Annotated in this window: 15 protein-coding genes, 1 pseudogene and 1 other annotated feature; of the genes and pseudogenes, 5 read left to right on the forward strand and 11 right to left on the reverse strand. The window is 43.9% G+C overall.

What is annotated here, in order from left to right; genetic code table 11:
- Positions 1-88: 88 nt before the first annotated feature.
- Positions 89-3523 (reverse strand): chitobiase/beta-hexosaminidase C-terminal domain-containing protein, encoded by a 3435-nt coding sequence (locus WH46_RS10295; protein WP_046226642.1) that lies wholly within the window; start codon positions 3521-3523, stop codon positions 89-91.
- A gap of 495 nt (positions 3524-4018) precedes the next feature.
- Positions 4019-4256 (forward strand) — a binding site (T-box leader).
- A gap of 155 nt (positions 4257-4411) precedes the next feature.
- On the opposite strand from WH46_RS10295, the gene WH46_RS10300 reads away from it, so the two are divergent.
- Complete coding sequence (locus WH46_RS10300) at positions 4412-5587, forward strand: aminotransferase class I/II-fold pyridoxal phosphate-dependent enzyme (RefSeq protein ID WP_046226643.1); 1176 nt, start codon at positions 4412-4414, stop codon at positions 5585-5587.
- Between the two features lie 179 nt (positions 5588-5766).
- Here WH46_RS10300 and WH46_RS10305 read toward each other — a convergent pair whose 3' ends face one another.
- The 8 genes from WH46_RS10305 to WH46_RS10340 all read right to left on the reverse strand — a co-directional run bounded on the left by WH46_RS10305 (position 5767) and on the right by WH46_RS10340 (position 13709).
- The gene (locus WH46_RS10305; RefSeq protein WP_046226644.1) at positions 5767-6840 is read right to left on the reverse strand and encodes a M42 family metallopeptidase; all 1074 of its coding nucleotides are present in this window, start codon (positions 6838-6840) and stop codon (positions 5767-5769) included.
- Positions 6841-7274: 434 nt separating this feature from the next.
- A complete protein-coding gene (locus WH46_RS10310) occupies positions 7275-8009 on the reverse strand; it encodes an alpha/beta hydrolase (RefSeq protein ID WP_046226645.1) in 735 nt (244 codons plus the stop codon).
- Between the two features lie 200 nt (positions 8010-8209).
- Complete coding sequence (locus WH46_RS10315; protein ID WP_052714192.1) at positions 8210-9247, reverse strand: metallophosphoesterase family protein; 1038 nt, start codon at positions 9245-9247, stop codon at positions 8210-8212.
- The gene (locus WH46_RS10320) at positions 9244-9552 is read right to left on the reverse strand and encodes a DMT family transporter (RefSeq protein ID WP_156172248.1); all 309 of its coding nucleotides are present in this window, start codon (positions 9550-9552) and stop codon (positions 9244-9246) included. The genes WH46_RS10315 and WH46_RS10320 overlap by 4 nt, the downstream gene beginning before the upstream one ends.
- 20 nt (positions 9553-9572) lie before the next feature.
- Positions 9573-10379, reverse strand: a complete 807-nt coding sequence (locus WH46_RS10325) for an HAD family hydrolase (RefSeq protein ID WP_082208372.1) — start codon at positions 10377-10379, stop codon at positions 9573-9575.
- A 33-nt stretch (positions 10380-10412) separates the two neighbouring features.
- Positions 10413-11753 carry an ABC transporter substrate-binding protein gene (locus WH46_RS10330; RefSeq protein ID WP_407944410.1) on the reverse strand — a complete coding sequence of 447 codons (1341 nt, stop codon included), beginning with the start codon at positions 11751-11753 and terminating at the stop codon, positions 10413-10415.
- A 133-nt stretch (positions 11754-11886) separates the two neighbouring features.
- The gene (locus WH46_RS10335; RefSeq protein WP_036629777.1) at positions 11887-12687 is read right to left on the reverse strand and encodes a carbohydrate ABC transporter permease; all 801 of its coding nucleotides are present in this window, start codon (positions 12685-12687) and stop codon (positions 11887-11889) included.
- Positions 12688-12830: 143 nt separating this feature from the next.
- On the reverse strand, positions 12831-13709 hold the full coding sequence (locus tag WH46_RS10340) for a carbohydrate ABC transporter permease (RefSeq protein ID WP_046226647.1): 879 nt from the start codon (positions 13707-13709) through the stop codon (positions 12831-12833).
- 195 nt (positions 13710-13904) lie between these two features.
- On the opposite strand from WH46_RS10340, the gene WH46_RS10345 reads away from it, so the two are divergent.
- From WH46_RS10345 to WH46_RS10360, 4 genes and pseudogenes are all read left to right on the forward strand, one after another.
- A complete protein-coding gene (locus WH46_RS10345) occupies positions 13905-14468 on the forward strand; it encodes a GbsR/MarR family transcriptional regulator (RefSeq protein ID WP_017812981.1) in 564 nt (187 codons plus the stop codon).
- Between the two features lie 92 nt (positions 14469-14560).
- A complete protein-coding gene (locus tag WH46_RS10350; protein WP_046226648.1) occupies positions 14561-15535 on the forward strand; it encodes an aldo/keto reductase family protein in 975 nt (324 codons plus the stop codon).
- A 141-nt stretch (positions 15536-15676) separates the two neighbouring features.
- On the forward strand, positions 15677-16228 hold the full coding sequence (locus WH46_RS10355) for an O-acetyl-ADP-ribose deacetylase (RefSeq protein ID WP_046226649.1): 552 nt from the start codon (positions 15677-15679) through the stop codon (positions 16226-16228).
- Between the two features lie 258 nt (positions 16229-16486).
- Positions 16487-17068, forward strand: a pseudogene (locus tag WH46_RS10360) (hypothetical protein); the annotation flags it as partial.
- Between the two features lie 308 nt (positions 17069-17376).
- Here WH46_RS10360 and WH46_RS10365 read toward each other — a convergent pair.
- Both WH46_RS10365 and WH46_RS10370 read right to left on the reverse strand, forming a co-directional pair.
- Entirely contained in the window at positions 17377-19878 is a 2502-nt protein-coding gene (locus tag WH46_RS10365) for an SIR2 family protein (protein WP_046226651.1), read from the reverse strand.
- Positions 19879-19922: 44 nt separating this feature from the next.
- Positions 19923-22946, reverse strand: a complete 3024-nt coding sequence (locus tag WH46_RS10370; protein ID WP_046226652.1) for an SIR2 family protein — start codon at positions 22944-22946, stop codon at positions 19923-19925.
- Positions 22947-23088: the final 142 nt, after the last annotated feature.

Genomic DNA, 23088 nt, shown 5'->3' on the forward strand with positions numbered 1-23088 from the left:
CTGTGTAAATATGCCGTCCCTATCCTATCAGCAAAACAGAGCCGATTCATTGATGCGTCGGCTCTGTTTTGCCTTATTGCTGAAACACTTATTGAACAGGAGTAATCTTCACATCATCGATAAATGCCGTATTATCACCCGTTGTGGATGTTGCTACAAATTTGATGGTATGCTCGCCGGCTGTCACAGGAAATGCATTGATTGTAAAGGCTTCATATGCACCGGAAGCTGGTGTATAGCTGCCGAGCACCTGATTATCCAGCATAACATTGAACTTCTGGATTCCCCGCAGATTGGTACGCTGAGCCGCCTTGAAGCTTAGTGTATAGGAGCCTTCCGAGAATTTTAGCTTTTGCGTAATCGTACCGTTGATTCCATTATCCGTTTTCAGATAGGCACTCTGTGCACCCTCCGGTATAGTTACATTGCCGAGTACACTATTATTGCCCTGAACACCGGAGCGGCTGTCAAATACCCAGTCACTGGTGAACGGTCCCGGCTTGGTTTTGGCTTTGCTGTCGACCGGAATAACTGGTGTCTCGAATCCGCCATTTTTCAATTGAGCGGGCAAGCTGTTGGCCGGACGGATAAAGAGACTGTCCAAGAAAGCGGTACGATCCAGCTTAGGCAGTGCAGGGTCTGCCGAAGTTGCGATAAACTTGACATTATGCTTGCCAGCAGTAACTGTGAAGGGAGCACTTGTTACCTTTTGGAAATTGACGGAATCTGCTGTGAATGAGCTGACCTTCTGATTATCTACATACACATCAAACGTCTGTATGCCATACCCCGAGCGTGTCGCCAGATCAAAACTCAATTCATACGTACCTCCCGGGAAATTCAATTGTTGGCTGATTGTTCCGTTCACGCCGCCATCTGTTTTGAGATAACCAACCTGCAGCCCTTGTGGGGCTTTGATATCTTTGCTGACCAGCTGACTTCCATTAGCAGAGACCCCTGAACGGGAATCAAATATCCAGCCATTTGTAAATGGTCCTGTACGCGTAGTAGCCGTACCCGGCTTTTCAAAGCCTGCATTATAAATGGTCACTACCGGTGTCTCATCCGGAACATCATTGGTGAAGAAGCAGCGCTTGTCTACTCCTGGTGCAGGATCGGCGCCAAATGATTCATCTGTACATTCCACACCATCTGTAAATGCTTTGTATTTGAACATGCCGTCTGCTCCATAAGCAACCATGGCTTTACCAGTGAAGTCGCAGACTTTGCCTTCATACATACAGAATTCGTAATTGTCGGGTCCAATCACCACATCCTTCGTTTTATACAGAGCTGCGGTAATACCGGAGTTATCGAGTCCCGGCTTGATCGCTATCGCTTTGAGCATCCGGTTGCCACCATTTGGCAGAATCGCACCATGCTTATACAGACGGGAGGATGTAGTTGGTGTGCTGCCATCCATCGTGTAGTAAATTTGTGCCACCGGTGTCTTCGTCTCGATAAATACAGCTTCTGCCGAATCATAGATACCTGGCTTCAGGCTGAATGTTGGTGCCTCTACCCGTGTCGGAATAGAACGCGGAATCACTTTAATAAGTGCTATTCCATAAGCACCTACTCCTTGGCCATTGCTGGCCTTAATTGCTACTAATCGCTCGGAAGCAATATCCGGTGCTCTGTAGAGACCATTCGCGTCGATCGTTCCATTATTTGTACCGAGCACGGTCCATGTCACTCCATTCGCAGCGGCAAGTGACTGTTCCTCGTCATCTGTTGCGTCGTAGGTGTCTTTGCTTACTGTATTTTCGGATTCAGCTGTTTCTACAGCTGCAGACGCTACTTGGACTGCTGCAGAATCATCTTGCGTATTGCTGCCACTCCCAGTATTTACGGTATTAGAATCTTCTGGAGAGTCTGTGGATTCAGCTGCTTCTTTGTCTGTTGAAAGGGTAGTGGAAACATCTGCGTTCATAGCATCCCGCTCTTCTGCTGCGTACGTATCCCCCGTTACAACGGTCTGTCCCGTGTACGTCGCATCAATGACACGAGCCTGCATCTGCAGTGTACTTGCTCCTGTGATTGTCTTCTCTACCGGTGTAACTTCCACCTGAGTCTGAGGCTTGGCTGTAGTATAGATTGAGAAATGATACGCTGTATCACTATCGTTATCCGTAAAGGAACGCGTCGCCGCAAACGCTTTTTCCACCTGTGGAAGTATCGTATTTGCGTCTAGCTTCACATTGTCACGGTACGTCATTTTGTAAAAGGTTTTACCAATCGTGTTATCTCCGAAATTGATATTGAGATTTCTGGCTTCGCCGCCTTTGGACTCTACCAGTACAGTGTAGTTGCCATCCTTGCCTTTAAAGGCAGCTGCACGAACATCGTCGGCACCTCCGGTATCTACAGCGAGTACATCACTGTGCTCCGGGATGTAGCGATTCAGAAATCCGGCAGAATAATAGGTTTTCCGCGGCATCCGGTCGAGTGGCAATGAACTCCACATCGTATAGGTACCGTTCGTATCCCCATCGGGATCGGATGTCCAGGCGCCATTCATCTGCCACATCAGTGCACCTTTGAGGCCGTCATTCGCAGCACGGATAATCGAGTTGGCAAACCCGGCATCCCAGCCGCTGGCATCGTCGGCAGACCAGCCGAATTCAGTCATTACAACCGGCTTGTTACCCGCTATAGTGGTCCGCTGATCAATTACACTTTTCAGCCCGTCATAACTGGTTCCATATACGTGAAAAGTATAGGCATCAAATACGCTGTCAGCATTCTGCTTCATGTAGCTGATCCAGTCCAGTGCACCGGATTCTTCCGGACCCCAGATTTCGATTTGGTCGCGCAGTCCGTCCGCTTGGAGACGATCACTGACTTTACGCGTCATCTCGGCAAAGTAGGCTTTCTGATCAGCTGGACCTTCAAAGTCCCAGCTGCCATTGGATTCATTATAAAATGTCATATATTTTACGTTGTCATAACCACGTTTGTTAATCAATTCATTCAGTGCAGTCGAGGCGGAAGCTGCATATGCATTGAGGTCGGTGGGCGCGCTTACGTATGGGTCTTTCAGATCCGGGAAGTTAAACCAGTCCTGAACCGTCTGGCCGACCTTCCAGCCAAAGTTCAGTTCCACTTCCGTACCGGCGCCTTTAAGAGCATCCAGATAACGGTAGAATTCTTTCATCTTCGGACTGTCAAACGTATACTGTCCCTTCTTCGGCTCCATCCAGTCAATCTGGAACCATACTCTGGCTACCTTGGGCTGGATTTTCTGAATCCGGTTCACATCCATCGCCCAGTAAGCATCGTTATAACCGTATTTTGCACCCAGATCCATCGTATTCGTTGGAATAATATTGACGCCTACGCCAAGGAAATCCGAATGCATAACTTTGTCCGGATCAATGCTGATCGTACGGGTGACCGCTGCTGCAGCTGTTGACTCTGCTGCCTTTGCTTTGGATGGTACACTGACTGAAGGCAGAATAAGCGAAAGCAATAAAATGGACGTGCCCATAATGCTGAATACCGACCTCGCTTTTTTGTTCATTCCTTCCTCTCCTTTTCGTGTACGGATATTGTAAGTACATCCTTTACGCCGCGCTCTATAATGGCGTGGCTGCATTGTCGGTTGATTACGACGTATCAAAGTAGCCTTACAGATGCAGAGTGCCGCGACATCAGGGTAAAATCGGAAAACTAAATCCTTCTTCATCATAGGTCAAAGATAGCGCTTACAAATTGAAGAATACACAGAATAAATTGAAGAATATACAGAAATACCAACATGTGATTTTGGGTATCATTGAACAAAATAAAGAAATACTTGAACAAATATCAGACATGCTCTGTAACCTTGTTACCCGGGCACTTTATATCTGGGAAGAATAAATTACAAAAATTCATCTATTGCAATCTGCAAAAAGCTGGATTATAATGAGCCTACGATTTTGACCGGTCGAAACAAACAGGATTGCCGGAATAATCTCCGGAGTTCTGAATAGACATGATTGAACATTAACCTTTTGGTTTTATAGATGCATATATACATTCCGTGACGGGAAAGAGTACGTTATAATTCTGATCTACAGAGAGTTGGGTAAGGTGCAAGCCAACGTTCAGAATATAACCGAAGCCATCCCCGAGAAGCAGGCTGAACATTACAGTAGGTACTGCCGCATTTCCAGCGTTAACGGGAACACGTATTGATGGATACGTTGCAGAGTGCCGCTTTGTCATGAAGCGGAACCAGGGTGGTAACACGGGCAGAGCTCGTCCCTTTTCAGGGGCGGGCTCTTTTTGTTTTCCCAAATTCCGAAAATACAGGCTGTACATGATAATCCCAACTCAATCATCCATGACTTGATATGATCCAACCCAGGATAACAATAAAAAAAGGCGCTCCCTGACGGATACGCCTAACCGAGGAGGAACTACAATGAGTTCAATGACCAAGAGCAATCTGATTACTTCGCTGGTACAGGAAATGCCCCCATCGGGGATACGCAAATTTTTTGACTATGCTTCCGGACAGGAAGATATCATCTCTCTCGGGATTGGAGAACCGGACTTCACAACACCACGGGCAGTACGAGAAGCTTGTATCCGCGCGCTGGAAGAAGGGCGTACCGAGTATACACCCAATGCCGGTCTGCTCGAACTGCGTGAAAGTATCGCCGGCTATCTGAATACGAGCTACCAGCTGGACTATGATCCTGTTCACGAGATGATGGTGACGATCGGCAGCAGCGAAGCACTGGACCTGGCACTGCGGGTATTGATCAATCCGGGTGATGAGATTCTGGTTCCTTCTCCCTGTTATGTATCCTATTCTCCCATTACCGGACTGTGCAGCGGTACAACCGTAGAGATTGAGACCTCTGCACATAATGGATTCAAGCTGACGGCTGCCGAACTGGAGTCCAAGATCACTCCTCGCTCCAAGCTGCTGATTCTCAGCTATCCGAGCAATCCGACCGGCGGTATTATGAGCTATGATGATTGGCTGCCGATCGCACAGCTGGTGGAAAAGTATGATCTGGTTGTCCTTTCCGATGAGATCTATGCCGAACTGACCTATAGAGCCAAGCACGTCAGCTTTGCCTCCATGCCGGGTATGAAAGAACGTACACTGCTGATCAGCGGGTTCTCCAAAGCATTCGCAATGACCGGATGGCGTATTGGCTATGTATGCGGACCAGAACAGCTCATCGAACCCATGCTCAAAATTCATCAATATACGGTGATGTGCGCGCCTATTCTGGGCCAGATTGCCGCTATCGAATCGCTGAAGCCACACGGTCTGGAATCCAAGGATCGAATGATGGAATCGTACAATGAACGCCGCCGCATGTTTGTGACCGGGCTGCGTCAGATCGGACTTCCTTGCCATGAACCCCAAGGTGCATTTTATGCTTTCCCTTCCATCGCTCATACCGGACTGACATCCGATCAGTTCGCCGAGCAGCTGCTCAAGGAGATGAACGTGCTGGCGGTACCGGGAACGGCATTTGGCCAGAGCGGTGAAGGATTTATCCGCTGTTCCTACGCCACCTCGGTTCCCAAGCTGGAGCAGGCACTGGAACGGATGCAGCAATTTATGCAGCGGCTGTAAAAGGTTAGGCTTAATGGCATTGGTAAAGCGATTTGCGATTTGCAATTTGCAATTTGCAATTTGCATGATATTATAACGCCCTAAAGTGAGATTTCATTTATAAAACAAAGAAGAACATCCCACTGCATATGCTGTGGAATGTTCTTCTTTGATACATATCTGCCAAAACAGCTAACCCATTAGCCAAACAGCTCGTTTACCAAATCCCAATCCAGCTTCTGGATCACTGCGGTAAGCAGAGTGGCTGCCTGATCAAAATCTTTTTTCGCCATAATTGCATTATGAGTATGGATATAGCGCGTTGGGAAGCCGAAGGATAGAGTCGGACAGCCTTTGCCACTAATATGGAATTTACCGCCATCGGTTCCGCCTCCCGGGATCGCATCAACCTGTAGCGGAATATTCAGCTCTTCTGCTGTGTCCATAACCAGATCACGCAGACCATTATGCGGAATCATGCTGGCATCGAACAGCAGCATCAGCGGGCCTTCACCTACACTGGTCTGTGACGGTTGGGATTCCTGACCCGGCATATCGCTTGCTACACCTACATCCAGTGCAAAAGCAATATCCGGTTCTACCAGATTGGAAATTGTTGTCGCACCACGCAGGCCTACTTCCTCCTGTACGGTTGCACCCGCGTACAATACGTTCGGATGCTGCTGCTCTTGCAGACGCTTCATCACTTCTACAGCGAGTGCACAGCCTGCACGGTTGTCCAGTGCTTTGCCAACCCAGAGTTCATCGTCGCGCATTGTGGTGAATTCGGATACCGGTACGATCCAGTCGCCCGGGCGCACGCCCATGACTTTGGCGTCTTCGGCATCTCTTGCACCGATATCGATATACATGTTTTTAAGTGGAACGACTTTCTCGCGTTCGGCGGCTTCCAGGATATGCGGCGGCTTGGAGCCGACGATACCGATATAATCGCCTTTACGCGTCTTGACTTTAACACGCTGGGACATCACTGAATGCGGCCACCATCCGCCCAGCTGCTGAAATTTGAGAAATCCTTTGGAAGTAATACCAGTCACCAGAAATCCGATTTCATCCAGATGTCCGGCGATCAGTACTTTGGGTCCGCCTTCATTTCCTGTTTTTTTGCCTACAATGCTGCCCAGGCGATCCTTGAGAATTTCATCGGACAACGGCTCCAGATAACCTGCCATTTTATCCCGAACACTTCGTTCAAAACCGGATACTCCATCGGTCTCGGTGAGTTCTTTCATCATCTGTGTCATTTCATCCATGCTGTTGTCTCTCCTTTTATCATTCAGTAGTCAGCATTCATCTAAGGTCGGATAGGCTGCCATGATCTGCTGCGAGATACGTAATCTGCTGAATTCTGTTGTCCTTATGCTTTGTATTTACTTTCCTGCATGAATGTTCCAGAAACAGACAGCTATGAGACTGATTGTATGGCAACAAGAGATAATTGGCAAACCTAAGGCTAGGCAAGGATTCCAGAGTGTGGGATCAATTCGTATACTACTGCATAGATGCAATGCATTATTAATTCTATATAGACACGTGCTGCTTGATTTCCTTTTTTTATCCTAATGCTGGATTGCCTGTTATTATAAATAACGCATACAAGAAAGAACAAAACACCGCCTCATCTCCTGTATGATGACGGTGTTTTGTTCTTTTTTGCCTTTATCGATTATCCATCTGTTATAATCTGCTACAGACTTTCCAGAAACCGGTACACATCTTCAAATACCAGGTCATGCTGCTTGTCCATCGTCAGGATATGACCGGATTGATCATACCATTTCAGTTCCTTCACCGGCACTGTCAGCTCGTCATAGATGATCTGTGCGCTTTCCAGATAAAGCTCTTCATCCAGCTCTCCCTGCATAATCAGTGTTGGTGCAGAGATCCGCTTGACTTGACGGGCAGTTGAAGCAATCAGCTCACGCAGCTGATCCAGACTGTGCAGCGGCTCTTCCGCCAGCTGTTCCAGTTCCCGCTCGATCTGCATTTCTTCCTTGCCTTCAATTGACTTGAACCAGCGTGCATATTCCAGTACCCGTCTGAGAATATCTTCATTGCCTTTCTCCCGTACAGGGGCGCACATGGAGACAATAGCCTTGGCAGGAAACAAGGTACCCAGACGCAGCGAAAATACACCGCCGAGCGAGACACCGACCACAGCAATCTCTTCATAACCTTCCTGCTCCAGATACTCATAACCCTCTACTGCACTTTTCCACCACTCCGAAGGCTTGGTGTGAAGCAGTTCTTCCGGAGTACTGCCGTGTCCTTTGTACAGTGGGCCATGACATGTATATCCTCTATCATTCAGGAAACGTCCCAGTTTGCGGACGTGCAGCGTATTGCCGGTATATCCATGCAGCAGTAGTACAGCCTTCGTTCCTCCGCGATAGGTAAATGACTGAGGCGGAACCAGTTTCATCCGATCATCTCTCCAATTCTATTTTCTCTATAATTAAACAGAATGACTGCCGCAAAAGCAGAACCAGAACCAGAACCAGAACCAGAAGTAAGAATACCATACTTGCCGCCGGGAGCCTAATCTTAGAATATACAGATTAGAATCCCGGACAGCAGTCGGTAATCCAGCTTCTGGTTGGAAAAGATCGATCGATTTCTGTCCTACTCGGTCACCATGGCACCGGATGGATAGGCCACTGTGTAGTCGGCTTGCTCTATCCATGTTCCGGTAACAAAGTTCCGTCCACGTACGCGAACATGACGTTCATAGATATCCACATAATAGCCTTCGCTACCTTCCAGATATTCATCTGCATCCGTCCACAGATATCCGACCGACGAAGCATTGAACATTGCAGGCAGTACCCCTTGTCCATCATACATGGTGTGCGGTGACCCCAGCTGCCAGTGCGTATGTCCGGTAAATAGAATCACCTGCGGATAGCCGGACAGAATACGGCGCAGGGCTTCATCCTGATGAACTCCGTACCAGCCCTGCTCTTCCAGCGAACCAGCGACCGTATTCATAAGCGGTTGATGCAGGAACAGAAATATCGGACGTGTCTGCTCAGTAGATGCTGCCAGTGTGCTGTCCAGCCATTCCAACTGTACAGCCGAGAGATGACAGTCTTTGGATAACGGCTTTTCTGTACCGATAAAAATAAAATGATACCCGCCAAGCCAGCGATCATAATAAGAACCTGCTGTACCTGTTGCTTCATTAAAATTACCAATGCGCCGCTGCCACAGCTCATCAGCGGCAGCAGAATAGTCCTGATTAAGTTGGGAAGCTTCGGCTGCCATTTGTGCCTGGTACTGTTCCCATAATTCCAGCAGCTGCTGTCCGGTGAGCCCTGTCAACTCCTGCGGAGCTTCTTCCCAGATAAAATCGCCTACATCATGATTTCCCATTGTAAAAAAGAAAGATGGCAGCTGGTGACGATACTTCTCCCATATCCGGTGCATTTCCCTGTATTCCGCTTCCAGACCATGATCCGTGACATCTCCCGCATGCATAATGCCGAGACTGGGCTGACCGTAGGAGGCAATATCCGCCAGCGCCTGTTCCCAGTGAAGATTATGGATATGCTGCGGATTATCGGTGACATGAGTGTCCGTGATCACCTGGAAGCTTGCCAGCGGCATTTCCAGATCAGATTGCTTCGACTGCGTTACCGAATTTATTTCATATTCATTCATTGTGCATCGCTCCATTTCAATCCGATAATCCCGACGACAATCAATACCATCCAGCATACCGATGCCGTTCTCAGCCGTTCTCCGAAAAAGTAATATCCCGCAATGCTGATCAGCGTAATCCCGACACCCGACCAGATCGCATAGGCGATACTGATCGGCATATACCGCACCGCGTAGTTCAGCATGGTGAAGCTGGCTCCATAGCAGACAAACATCAGCACCGAGGGCATCAGTCGACTGAATCCATCTGACATCTTCATCATAATCGTACCGGTCAGCTCCAGCACAATGGCTAGCAGGAGCAGTAGCTAGCCTGTACTGCCTGTCATTCCCCTGCTCCATCCTGCTTCCATAGTTGGGCAAAAGAAGTAATCACTGCATCCGCAGACGTTACATCCACACCTGCACCAATACCAATTGTAAGCAGACAGCCTGCCGCTCTGCCCATCTGCATATCCCCGTTCGTATCTCCGATTACAGCGGTCTGTCCGGGGGCTACCCCCAGCTCTTCACAGGCGAGTATAACCATATCGGGAAAAGGCTTGCCCTGACTCACCCGGTCATTGCCAATAATAATATCCAGACTATCTATCATCCCCATCCATTCCAGATGCTTGCGAGCATTGTCCGTGTCATCTGCTGTAACTACCGCCAGTCGTATTCCCTGCTGTTTACAGCGATCCAGAAATTCTCGTACTCCTGGAAGGGGATACGCCGGCTTGACACGCTCGGTAGCTCGATCTGCTTCCCGGATACAGTCACGAACAATAGATTTGGATACCGCCCAGGATAAGCCAGCTCGATATCCGTGCCAGATCAGTATGGCATAGACTTCATCCATCGTCCCCATTGCAAGAGGACCCCGTGTATCGTAGTCAATCATCCGTCCCTGTTCGTCGCGGATCGTGCCCCAGATATGTGGAATATGCTCTTGCTCCAGTAGACAACCGTGCTCTGCCAGCCGCAGGTTCATTAGCCGTAATACTTCATTGGTCCAGAATCCCCACATCCGGTTAAAGTCGAGCAATGTCCCGTCCTTGTCCAGCAGTATTGCCTGAATTGATTGCTGATTCCATAACTGTTCATTGATCTGCTCAGGCAGATTCAGTTGATTGGTCGTGATTTCTGTCATCGGTGTATGTCCCTTTCCTGCATTTACCTGACGTTAGCGACGGTTTGCACGATCCAGCTCCTGCTGGGCTTTTACTTTGGCTTCCTGCAGTGCCTGGGCAGCTGGTACATTGTTGATCTGTACTTGATCAGCAGCTACTTTGAGTGCATCGGTGATTTTGCCGCCTGTAGGATCCTGGAATGGCGCAGAAGCATGAGCAGCCTGCTTGAGCGGTACTTCAATCTGTGGATTTTTCGAGCTGAATGCTTTGAACTCCGGATCTTCCAGTGCGGATTGACGCACCGCGATATAACCGGTATTCATCGACCATTGTGCCGTATTGGATGCTTTGGAAAAGTAGCTCAGCCATTTGAATGCTGCCTGCTGCTGCTCGGGACTCGCTTTGGCGGGAATACCTGCCATGATCGCATTGGCGACCGGTTTGCCTTCACCTTTGCCTTCCCAGCCTGGCTGCTCCATTGCACTGACAATCTTGAAGTCCAGGTCGCCCTGATCTCCGCTTGAACCGGTATAGCCTGCTGCTTTGTTTTTCATTACATCATCTATCGTTTTGTACCAGTATTCCCAGCCTTGTCCGCCAGAATGAATGCCCATAATCTGATCTTCATGAATCCATTTGCGGAACATCTCCCATGTCTCAACCCACTCCGGTGAATCGATCGTGACCGTTTTGCCATCCGGACTCAGAATACTGCCACCTTTGCCAAGTACGGCATCGATCATATTGTCACTGCCCCACATCGGCTCCCAGCCATAGAACGTTGTTTTGCCATTTTCTTTTTTGGTCATTTTGGCAGCTGCCGCCGCCAGTGCTTCCCAGGTCGTAAGGCTCGCTGGGTCAATGCCACTAGCTTTGAGTGTATCCTTGCGATAATACATGACCTGGGTGGTGCCATACATCGGCAGGAAATACTGCTTGCCGTCTACCTGTCCCTGGGTCAGAAACGTCTGTACAAAGTCTTCTTTTTTGAAATTAGGGTCGGCTGCAATAAAGGAATCCATCGGTGCATAGTAGCCTTTTTTCGCCCAATCCACATTGGAGCTTAGCACCGCAGCTGGTACCTGACCGGAAGCGATAGCTGCCTGCAATTTTTGACCAGTTTCATCATAATCCGCCTGCACGATACCTTTGACGATAACTTCTTTTTGGGAGGCATTGAAGGCATCAATGGTTTTCTTCATATTGTCGCCAAGTTTGCCGCCCAATCCGTACCAGAATTCGATTTCAACAGGTCCACTGGATGGGGCTGCTGTACCTGCTGCGCTAGTAGCGCTGTTACTGGGTGAACCGCAGGCCGTGATCATCAGGAAGCTGGCAATGATCATAAGCGGTAGTGCTAATTTCCATTTCAACAGGGAACGACGTTTGCCCATTCCTTTTCTGAATAAACGTAATAATTTCATGAATAGCAGCCTCTTCTCATGGATAAGATGGTGGCCTGTTCAAGGACCACATAAGTCTGTATGATAATGCATGATCTAAATCTGTACCTTTTGCAGCTTTTGGCTAGTTCTTGTTGACTCCTGCCGACATATTTACACTCTGCATAATCGTTTTCTGGGTGAACAAGAACAGGATCAGCAGCGGTGCGATTGTGAACGCGCTGGCAGCCATAATTTGCGGCCATTTCAGACCATAGGCGCCTCCCTCTACAAAGAAACTTCGTAGACCTGCCGATACCAGCTGCAGATCAGGACTCTTGGTAATCAGCATGGGCCAGAAATAGTTATTGTACTGCTCGATAAAAGTAATCAGTACCATCACTGCAAAAGTTGAACGTGCCAGAGGTGTGATAATCGTCCACAAAATCCGAAAATGAGAAGCTCCATCCAGCTGTCCGGCTTCGACCAGTTCATGTGAAATCTGCATAAATGCCTGCCGGATCAGAAAGATCGAAAATACGCTGACACAGTTCGAGAGAATCAGCCCGGTATAACTGTCCAGTAGCTGCAGCTTGCTCAGTACCAGATAGCTGGGCAGATAGACTGCTGTACTCGGAATCATATAACCAAGCAGCACGACACCGGTGAATAGACCTTTGAGCCGAAATCGCATATGGGTCAGTGCATACGCCATCATGCTCGAATTAATAATCTGCAGCAGGGAGATGGCTGCACCTACACCGATACTGTTCAGAATATAACGGGCGAATGGAGCAGCATGCCATGCATCCACATAATTACTCCATAGAAAAGTCTCCGGCCAAAAAGTCGGCGGAAAACGGAAAATCTCATCATTGGTCTTGAATCCGCTCATAATCATCCAGTAGAAAGGAAAAGCCATCATTAGACTGATTATTGTCAGCATTATATATCGCAGTAAGGTCCCTACATTCCAGCGGTATCGGGGCACCGCACTACCTCTGCTGCCTGCAGTCTGTAATCCTGATCGGCGGCGCCCTGAATGAGCCGGTGGATAGGATGCGGTGTCTTTGTCTGCTCCTGTCATATTCACTGATAATGCACCATCTTTCGTCCGATCAGGAAGGAACATCCTGATAACAAGACACAGATTAGAATAATAACGACTGCCACAGAAGAAGCCTCCCCTACATTAAATGCCTCAAAAGCAGATTGATAATACAGATACAGTAGTGTACGCGTCGATCCTGCCGGACCACCCTGGGTCATAACGTTAATCTGATCGTAGGCCTGCAGGGACTGGATGGTCAGGATTACCGCCAGGAAAAAGGTAGTCGGTGAAATCAGCGGCAGCGTAATATGACGGAATCGGCTCCATGCACTGGCTCCATCCATAGAAGCAGCCTCCAGCAGATCCGATGGAAGATTACGCAGCGCTACCAGATAGAAAATCATCGCCCAGCCTACTGATTTCCATAAGGTTACGATTAGCACAGCAACCAATGCCCAATTTGAATCCTGCAGCCAGCCGATACCGGCAATGCCGAACCAGCTCAGTACATGGTTCGCATACCCAACATCCGGCTGGAAAATCCATGACCAGACGATGGATACAGCTACTGTCGGCGTTACCCATGGCGAGAAAATAAAAGCCCGGTATAGACCCGAAGTACGAAGCTTGCTGTTCATCAGCAGTGCCAGCAGCAGTCCACCTACCATAATCGGGATAACACTTCCCAGTCCGAATAACGCAGTTACTTTCAGCGCCTGATAGAATTCAGGATTCCCCAGCAGATATCGATAATTCTCCAGTCCGACAAACAGCTTGTCCGGACTCATAAAATCCCAATCCGTGAAGCTCAGATAAAATATGTATCCAAGAGGGCCCAGCCAGAATACCAGCAGCGGAATCACCGCCGGCAGCGTAAACAGCAGTGCCTCGCTCTCGCGGAATATTCTCGTCTTCAATGCATCCACTCCTACGTTCAAATTTTCTTTAATAATTCTCTTAATCTGTCTTTTTTCATGTTATTATGTGTTCTGTACAAAAAATATTGTACAATCAATTACAATAATATGAGTTATCTCCATGTAAAAACATTGACGATTCATGTAAATTTTTCTGCTTCGCTGAAAATAATCCATAGATAATGAGGGAATGCAATGGAAAAGGAAATTAATAAGACTCCTGATCAAGATACTCGTTCCAGACAGCAGGAACTGCGTGCCGACATGATTGAAGCGATCGCCCAGACGATGGATCTATATGGTGTGAATCATTCATTTGGTCAGCTATATGGCGTAATGTACTTTGAAGATCGCCCCATGACACTGGAAGAAATGAAGAATGATATGAATATGAGCAAAAGTAATATGAGCTATGCCGTCCGTTCCCTGATGGACTCTCGTATGATCAACAAGCTGGACGAGAAGCGCGATCGCAAAGATCAGTATCAGGCGGAGACCGATTATTTTCGCACATTTCAGAACTTTTTCGGTACTCGCCTGCAGCGGGAGATTGACGTCATGACAGCTTCGATGAACGAGGTGATTCCCGAGCTGTCCGAGATTATCCTTTCCCGGCATACGACAACCGAGGAGCGAGACAGCTGCCTGCGCGATCTGCATAAGCTCCAGCATGCACAGCAGTATTATGAATGGCTGCAGCATTTTGTAAATGAACTGCAGGCAGGCACCTATTTTCCTGCTTCAGGGCAAGATGAGTAATCCAGCAGATTGACGAATCTTGTTTTTTGTTCAATGATGGATAAGACGGCAATATGATTGCCTCTATTCTGTCTTACATAAGGAGTGTTCCCATGAAATACCGTAATCTTGGCAATACCGGTCTCAAAGTAAGTGAAATCGCGCTGGGCAGCTGGCTTACCTATGGTACTGCCGCCGAGCAGCAGGCCGCTGATCAGTGTATTCGTACAGCATTTGAATACGGTATTAACTTTTTCGATACAGCAAACGCTTACAACCGTGGTGAGGGTGAAAAAGCCATTGGCGCAGCCCTTGCTTCCTATGAGCGTTCCAGTTATGTATTGAGCACCAAAGTCTTTTTCCCGATGGGTGAGGGTCCCAATGATCGAGGGTTGTCACGCAAACATATTATGGAGCAGTGCGAAGCCAGTCTGAAGCGTCTGGGTACTGACTATATTGATATTTATTTCTGCCATCGGTTCGATCAGGAGACTCCGGTTGAAGAAACGCTGCGTGCACTGGATGATCTGACAGCACAGGGCAAGATCCTGTATGCCGGTGTCAGCGAATGGAGTGCCGCCCAAATCGCCGGTGCTGCTGCAATCAGCGAACGCCTTCGTCTGCGCCCACTGGCTTCCAATCAGCCGATCTATAATCTGTTCGAACGCTATATCGAAGAGGAAGTACTGCCGGTATCCATGCAGTATGGGCTGGGTCAGGTCGTCTTCTCTCCGCTCGCACAGGGTGTATTGACCGGTAAATACAAACCCGGTCAGGCTCCGGCAGCAGGTACACGAGCTGCCGATGATTCGGTGAATCAGGTGATTAACAGTTATCTGCGCGAAGATGTACTGGGTGTTGTAGCAGAACTGAATGAACTGGCAGGCAGCATGGATATTACACTGTCCCAGTTGGCTCTGGCCTGGGTACTGCGTCAGCCGGGAGTCAGCTCTGCGATTATCGGAGCGACCAAGCCGCATCAGATTCAGGAGAATGTAGAAGCGGTAAATATATCTTTGAATACCGGGGTGCTGGAGCAGATCGATCAGATCATGCTGAAAATCAAGGATTTTGCGCCGATGCGCTAATCTATGCCTGCATAATGTTCATAATTCTGGATATTCCGCAGTATAAATAAGTCGGCAGAACATCATTGGAACTACGCGTATACAGCGTAATCAGCAGATATCGAATCTGTTCAGGCAGCCCGCTGAAGGAGGAGATTCGTTATGGAAATACGATTTAAAGATACAATTATTGAAGCGGTTCAGGGTGATATCACCCGTGAAACGACCGATGCTATTGTCAATGCAGCCAACTCCAGTCTACTCGGAGGTGGCGGTGTAGATGGAGCGATCCATCGGGCAGGCGGACCGGAAATTCTGGAAGAGTGTCAGAAGATTCGCGCCCGTCAGGGTGGATGTGCAACCGGAGAAGCCGTCATTACAACCGCAGGCAGATTGCCGGCACGTTATGTGATTCATACGGTTGGTCCGGTGTGGAATGGTGGCAGCAATGGCGAAGACAATTTATTGCATAACTGCTACCTCAATTCACTGGCACTGGCTAATGAACATGAAGCGACCAGTATTTCTTTTCCGAATATTAGTACGGGAATCTACGGCTATCCCAAATCCCAGGCTGCCGATGTAGCAATTCAGGCGGTCAAGGAATATGTACATCTGAGTGCTGAAGGACATATGCAGCGTATCCGGTTCGTCTGCTATGACGCAGAGAATCTGGCACTGTATGAGCAGAAACTGCAGCAGGCTTTTCAGTAACGACTAGGACGTGTCTGAAAAGTCTATTCTAATCGAATTACTTTAATAAAATCATAATGGAAGCTAAAAACAAAGCTCAAGAAATTTCAGGAAAGCTTATCATAACTTGTGGCGATCCCACGAAATTGTTTGAGCTTATTAAAAAACACTTGACCACATAACGTTCTTTATAATGGAAAAAATCACAGGTCCATAGATCTCTTGTATTGGATTTGAGCGGATGCAGAGGGTGAATTTGAAAATTGTGATACCCCTCTTTCTATTGCGGTATTTAAGGGACGTGTAGAGGTCGTAGAAATGCTACTGCGACATCAAGTGGATTTGTATTACCCGAAAAATTTGCTACTAAAAGCTATGCGAGGATTGAACCATGAAATAACAGAACTACTTATGTTATCTGAACATTTCGAAAAAGCACCTAACGTGCCTGGTTCAGAAATAACCGATGACCATGATATCCATTCGGAATACATTCGCATGCTACTCAGTTTGTTTAAAAGCAAAAAGACAACAGATCCTGAACATCGCCTTAAAAAATTAATCCAAAGACTTATTGATTGTGGATTTGATATTAATCGACCTCTTGGTGCGGTGAACAAGGGAACGATTATCTACCATTTTTTAAAGACGCCTTATACATCCATTGTTGAATCCCTTATTGAGCAAGGTGCTCATTTTGACGAAATATCGGATACGATTTGTGAGATCGCTAAACACCCTCAATCGGCAATTTTGTACACCCCTCAAATGATAAGCATGTTGAATAAATACAAAGACAGGATGTCGGAAGAAGCGAAAAAGTATTATAACCACATTCGCCTTTCGTTCTTATTGAAATAAAAAAAGACCCTATAGGGTCTTTTTTTATTTATTCTGGATTTACTGTATGAGTGGATGTTAATTCGTGATAGCGAGCTGCAGGATCTGAAGCCGTCCTAAGGAGCATAATTTCGCCGTTTTTTACAGCTTTGTTAACGGCTGCAATAATGAACTGGATATTCTAATGCATATTTTGAATGATGGGTTGGTATGTTAACCAAAGTTATTCCTTCTCTCTAATGATGTTGATAATGCTTTTCTATGCGTAGCATTTAAATAAGCTAGAACTAAATTAATTAGATGTGAGACTTGATATTGACTTTTATTGGTTATGAACTGATTTTTTCGAAATGAGCTTTGGCAGAATCTGATAAAAAAGAAATATAATCATTGATAAAGCTGACAGCATCAGAAGGAAAATCAGTTTGTTTTTCTATAACTTTTGAAAGATTATAACAGATAAGATGATCGTAATCGTTGATCACTGTAAAATTAAATATATCAGTATTATATACCCATTCAAAACCGACCAATTTAATATTTAAAATTTCAATTAAATGTTTTTCAATAACCACTGCGATTTTTTTTCGAATATCTGCATTTTGATTGCGGTATATATTCTCTACTAACGCAACAATAAATTGTTCCTCGTGCATCCATTCAAAGTTAAAGACGAAATGAATTATATCCATTACTATTTCGCTAGAAAAATTAAAATCGCGCGCGAGGTAAAAAGCCGAGAATGCTTCTTTAATGAACTGTCTATATTTGAAAGAACTACGTTCATCGACTATATTACACCCTCTTATAAAATCGCATAGATTAGATAAATATTTCGTAATAGCAGGATCATCTTTAATGATTAAATCCTGAAGAACAAGTTCGTTCTCACAAAAGAATAAGCCCTCAGTAGGTACAAATCTGGAAAGGCATATAAATTGAAAACCACCTACACTAAATTCGTTCCCTCCAAGTGCCTTATTAGCTTTTAGCAAAGTGACTAAGATATCCGAAAAAACATTGTTTATAAATCTAATGCGAGCAACATAGATTCCATTTTCATAAAGGAAGTGAATCCAATTTATTAATTTGGAATATAGCTGGAAGTACGTTTCATGTATGTCATAAATACTTCTATGAAAATCTATTTTTCGGCTCAATAATCTTTCATCTTTAATTAAGTGAGTAAATACAGAGTTATTAAAATCATTACCTACTAAATTAGCTAGCATAGGAAACTTTTGTTGAAAATCATACGGCATAGAAGTGAAAAGATTAATTTCATCCATTCCTTCCATCTCTCTTTGATTTATTGCTTCGATATTATTTTTCACGTTGGAGTTCTGATACTCATTTGCGTGACAAATTATTGAATAGACTTCTCTTCGATTCAAATAACTAACGAATACTATCCACAAATGTTCAATTGAAAAATTCTTTGATATTAGTGATGTATAAATATCATAGGATTCATCTAATTGACCTAAACAATACAAAAAATTTGCCTTAAAAAATTGATCTTCCTCTTTTTCTGAGTGGTTGCTGGTAAGTTTGCATATAGCTTGATAATCATGATTGAAAGCAATACTTTTTATGTCAATCGGGTTCTCAATTCTTTTAATTGGATTAATAATTCGTGAAGACATCATAGAAAATCGTTTAATAACGTTTATTCCTTGTGAATTAAAAAAGCTAATAATTTCTTCAACTTTGCTGTGCAAAGAATGATTTTCAGCTTTATATTCTCCTCGCTCATAATGCAAACTAAAAAGCTCTAAATAGTTACTATTCAGAGCTGGATTTAGAGGGTAGAACGCTCTGAAATCGTAATCATTGTCGAATAAGTCATTTAAATCGTCTAGCAATAATGCTTTTAAATTTTGAGTAGGCGCAATTTTGTTATATATATATGATGCGCATTCGTCCGGCGTAGATAGATAGTGCGATTCTTTCTCATTCAATAAAAAATTGAGTGCAGATTCGTATCTTTCTTCGTATTCATTTTCTTCGCTACTTACAAGAAGACAAGAGTCTATAATCTTAATTCCGCGCCCCTCATAATAAGCGCGGTCTGAATTGGAAGATGGAGTGTGCCCTGCATTGATAAAAATAGGTTGGATGTAATTATCTTGCTGAATAGTTTGAACCCAATTGAAAAGCAAATTAATATTATAATCGTTTAGACCATAACCAACGAATACGACTGTATGTGTAGCAAGTATGGTGCGGGTCATATTTCTAATCAACGGAAAATTGCGTTCATAATTCAAGTAATCTGATTCTTTTAAGACGATTTGATCCCCACTGAATTCAAATCCATCTTTCGTTTGTTTGAATCCTCCGTGGATTTTAATTACGCTTTTTGGTGATATCGAATGCGCAATATCCTTATCGCAACTAATGACACTGATATAAGGGAACTTTTTTCTCCAGGCTTCTTCTAATAGGTGGTCGTAGTTAGTGGTTAGTACATAATGGGGGTTAAAAGAAGCAATCATATTATGAATATCATTACTCTTTATTGTTTTGTCATCAAAAACTTCTTTAATGATCTTGTTATAGTCATCTTTATCTATAGCTGCATACTTTTCTGGAATTCGTAAGAGTTCTTCCGTACTATAACGAGGTATGGTCTGTGAAGGATCTACTGTCTTGCCGTCTCTTTTTTGAATCTTGGAATCGAACTTGTAAACAAGTTCGTTCCAAGAAGGATATTTAGAAATTTTGGATACTCCAGCGCCCACAAAAAAGGCTAGCCGATCTTGCTTTGCTGCGTCCTGTACTCGTGAAGCCAATGACACAATGCTTTTTTTATATTTTTGCTCTGTCATAGAAGAATCCTCATTTCTAATAATTATGTTATACGGTCTAGAAATTAAAGATAGTAAGTCACGAACAATTCAATAAGTTTATCATTTTGTAATGCTTGTTTTTTGAATAGCGAGATTTGATTCCTTACTGAAGGTGTCATTGCTAAAATAAGATGAACTTCTTCTTCATATGCTAAAAGCCACATCGGATCGAATAATTTATAATCAAAGTGCATCGGATCGATTAAAAAATCAAATTCAGCATTTTGATTTTTAAAAGGAAAGAAACTTTCTGATTTAAAATGACCGAATAATGCATACCTGCCAATATTTCGGACAAGATAAGGAACGATACGATTGTGTGGATTCGTATAATCGAGATTTATATGCTCTTGTATATAATCGATCGCCATATTTTCGTAAGATGAAAGATTGCACAAAGAAATGGTCTTGCAAACCAACAAAAAATCAAGCTCCTCATAATTTGTAGGTGTTAATTCTTCAAAACTATTTAAATATTCTTTTGCTTTTGCGGATAGATACGCATAATGAATCGTCGCAAAACGAATCCCTTCTTTTTGATCGCTCTTTAAATTCAATACTTCGCTTGAGAATTGATCAAACGTTAATTGCGGATTCAATACAGGATGTACGTCTCTCAATGAATAAAAATAACGTTCTCTTGGTTCGTCTATAATGTTTTTGCATCGCAATAAATCAGTAACCATTCGCTCCTCGATCAAAGTGCCGAATTGATGGTGAGTATCTTGTGGTTGCTTAACTATAATCCTAGTTATCATATCGTCCATTTCCCCAAATAAAAATAAAATTTTAGGAATTTTGAAAATGGATTGGATGATCTTAACTGCAACATCATGAGATATATTGAAATGACTGTATAAATAAAAAGCAGATATAATTTCTCTATATCGGTTCATAAAATTCCATTTTTTCTCGCTTACAACTTTAAGGTAAATAAAGTCATTTAGCTTGATCAGGTTGTATAAATACTTCTCAATCTTTTGAGCCTCGTTTAATTCGAATGCACTAAGATGAAAATTTTCTTCCATTTTTCCTAAACTAAATGAGTTAAAATATTTACAAAGACAAATAAAATCAAAACTATTAATTTTATAAACGTCTTTAGTATGAGGTGAGTTGCTAATCAGATTCCTTTCTCTGTTAAAAGTTGAAAATAGGGTGTAAAAAGCCTTTTGAACAAATGTTGAGCATTCCTCTTCATACCGAACATGAATCCCGTTGTCAAAAAGATCACGAATACTTTCGATTGTTTTGTTATAAATTTGATCAACAAGACGTTTGCGCGAATAAAATGGTTCATTCAGATCGTTCTTATACTCAAGAGTCATACAATCTGTAAAAATAGAATGAGCCTCTTTTTCTACAAAAGAAGGGTCTGATAAACTCTTTAGATGATGAAAGGTTTTTTTGAAATCATATGGCATTGAATTAAATAGAACTTCTTGTGTAAATCCCTCCATCTCTCTCTTATATGCATTTTCGAAGTTGCTATAAGAGTCTGGTTCAGTCTTGTCAAGAGAATTGATTTGATTGTAATACACAATCATTGAATATAACTTCGCTATGTTTAGCTGTGAAAAATAGAGGATCCATTGATCTTCTAAAGCGTACTCGATTTTGATTAAGTCGTTATATAATGCATACGAATTTCTTAGCTCCCCTAAGGTGTAAAAAGCTGCTGCTTTGAAAAAAAGCTCTTTGGGATTGCTAGTCTCTGCATCTATTAATTGCTGTAATGCATCATAATCAGAATAAAAGGAAGGATCGTTAGGCATAAAAGGAGTTTTCGCTGTTTGATCCCAGCTATAAGATGTTTTGATATCATATCGCTGTAATGCATCTATTATTGCCTTCGCTTTGAGACGTAATTTGTGTTTGTCATCTTTGTATCGTCCTTCATTATAAAAAGTGGTTAGGGACGATAAATAATTTGATATATTTTCTTCATTACCACTTGTGATGACCTCGTAAGAATCATCTTCTATTCCTAACAACTTTTTAAAATCTGACCGTTTTATACTGTTTAACTGAAAAACTGGTAGTAATGAATCGTATAGAAGATTTAAACTCTCATAATTATATAAATCATGAGAAAACTCATCTGCTTTAAGCAAAAACTGTAGAGCATCATCATACCTGCCAAAATAATCCTCTTTATCCTTAACGTCTAAGAGACAAGCATCAATAATATCGATACCTCTATTTTCATAATACCTAATATCTGTGGTAGAAGTAGGTGTATGGTCTACATTAATAAAAATAGGATTGATGTATTTTTCCTTCTGTATATCTTTGACCCAGTTGAACAGTAAGTTAATATTATAATCCTGGAGACCATAACCGACAAAAACGACAACGTGAGTAGCCAAAATAGTCCGCGTCATATTTCGAATCAAAGCGAAATTTTTGTCATAGTTAAAGTAATCGGATTCTTTTAGGACCACTTGGTCGGGATCGAAATTAAATCCATTTTTTGTGCGTTCAAAACCGCCGTGAATTTTGATTACGTTTCTTGCAGAAGTAGCGCTCGATATATGTTTGTCAGAACTTATAACGTTAATATAGTTGAATCTTTTGCGCCATGCTTCCTCAATCAAATGATCGTAATTCGTAGTCAATATGTAATGAGGGTCAAAAGAAGCGATTCGACTATGGATGCCGTTGCTCTCTATAGACGGATTATCGAATACTTTGGCGACAATCCTCTTATATTCTTCTTTATCAATCGCTGCCATTTTTTCCGGAATCCGTAGCAGTTGCTCTGACGTATAAAAAGGAACGGATTTAGATGGCTCATCTATCTGTATAGGAGTAGGCGGTGATTGAAAACTATCAAAAGTTGTATCGTCATAAACAGAGCTTTCAGATTGCTCTTGTTCTTTAAGTTTTTGATCAAATTCATAGACCAGTTCATTCCAAGAAGGATAGCTTGATAGCCGTGAAACGCCTGCTCCTACAAAAAAGGCAAGATTTCCTTGCTTGGCTGCATCTTGAACTTTTAAAGCGTGTTTTATTTTTTCTCTCTTGTATAGAAACTCATCTCTCATCGATTAACCTCGTTCCTATATACTGTATTTGCGAGCTATAAATACCATTGTATGCCGATGCCATGCACTAGACAAATGAAAATCACCAAAAAAATATCTACCTCTATAAACTATTTGTTCAATTCTATTTCCTAGTCATATA

Origin of the sequence: Paenibacillus dauci, assembly GCF_000971985.1 — a bacterium.
GTDB classification, from domain to species: Bacteria; Bacillota; Bacilli; order Paenibacillales; family Paenibacillaceae; genus Saccharibacillus; species Saccharibacillus dauci.

Excerpts from the sequence above, each read along its gene's own strand:
- WH46_RS10295 (WP_046226642.1), bottom strand. The coding sequence starts at position 3,523 with ATGAACAAAAAAGCGAGGTCGGTATTCAGCATTATGGGCACGTCCATT.
- WH46_RS10300 (WP_046226643.1), top strand. The coding sequence starts at position 4,412 with ATGAGTTCAATGACCAAGAGCAATCTGATTACTTCGCTGGTACAGGAA.
- WH46_RS10305 (WP_046226644.1), bottom strand. The coding sequence starts at position 6,840 with ATGGATGAAATGACACAGATGATGAAAGAACTCACCGAGACCGATGGA.
- WH46_RS10310 (WP_046226645.1), bottom strand. The coding sequence starts at position 8,009 with ATGAAACTGGTTCCGCCTCAGTCATTTACCTATCGCGGAGGAACGAAG.
- WH46_RS10315 (WP_052714192.1), bottom strand. The coding sequence starts at position 9,247 with ATGAATGAATATGAAATAAATTCGGTAACGCAGTCGAAGCAATCTGAT.
- WH46_RS10325 (WP_082208372.1), bottom strand. The coding sequence starts at position 10,379 with ATGACAGAAATCACGACCAATCAACTGAATCTGCCTGAGCAGATCAAT.
- WH46_RS10330 (WP_407944410.1), bottom strand. The coding sequence starts at position 11,753 with ATGGGCAAACGTCGTTCCCTGTTGAAATGGAAATTAGCACTACCGCTT.
- WH46_RS10335 (WP_036629777.1), bottom strand. The coding sequence starts at position 12,687 with ATGCTGACAATAATCAGTCTAATGATGGCTTTTCCTTTCTACTGGATG.
- WH46_RS10345 (WP_017812981.1), top strand. The coding sequence starts at position 13,905 with ATGGAAAAGGAAATTAATAAGACTCCTGATCAAGATACTCGTTCCAGA.
- WH46_RS10350 (WP_046226648.1), top strand. The coding sequence starts at position 14,561 with ATGAAATACCGTAATCTTGGCAATACCGGTCTCAAAGTAAGTGAAATC.
- WH46_RS10355 (WP_046226649.1), top strand. The coding sequence starts at position 15,677 with ATGGAAATACGATTTAAAGATACAATTATTGAAGCGGTTCAGGGTGAT.
- WH46_RS10365 (WP_046226651.1), bottom strand. The coding sequence starts at position 19,878 with ATGACAGAGCAAAAATATAAAAAAAGCATTGTGTCATTGGCTTCACGA.
- WH46_RS10370 (WP_046226652.1), bottom strand. The coding sequence starts at position 22,946 with ATGAGAGATGAGTTTCTATACAAGAGAGAAAAAATAAAACACGCTTTA.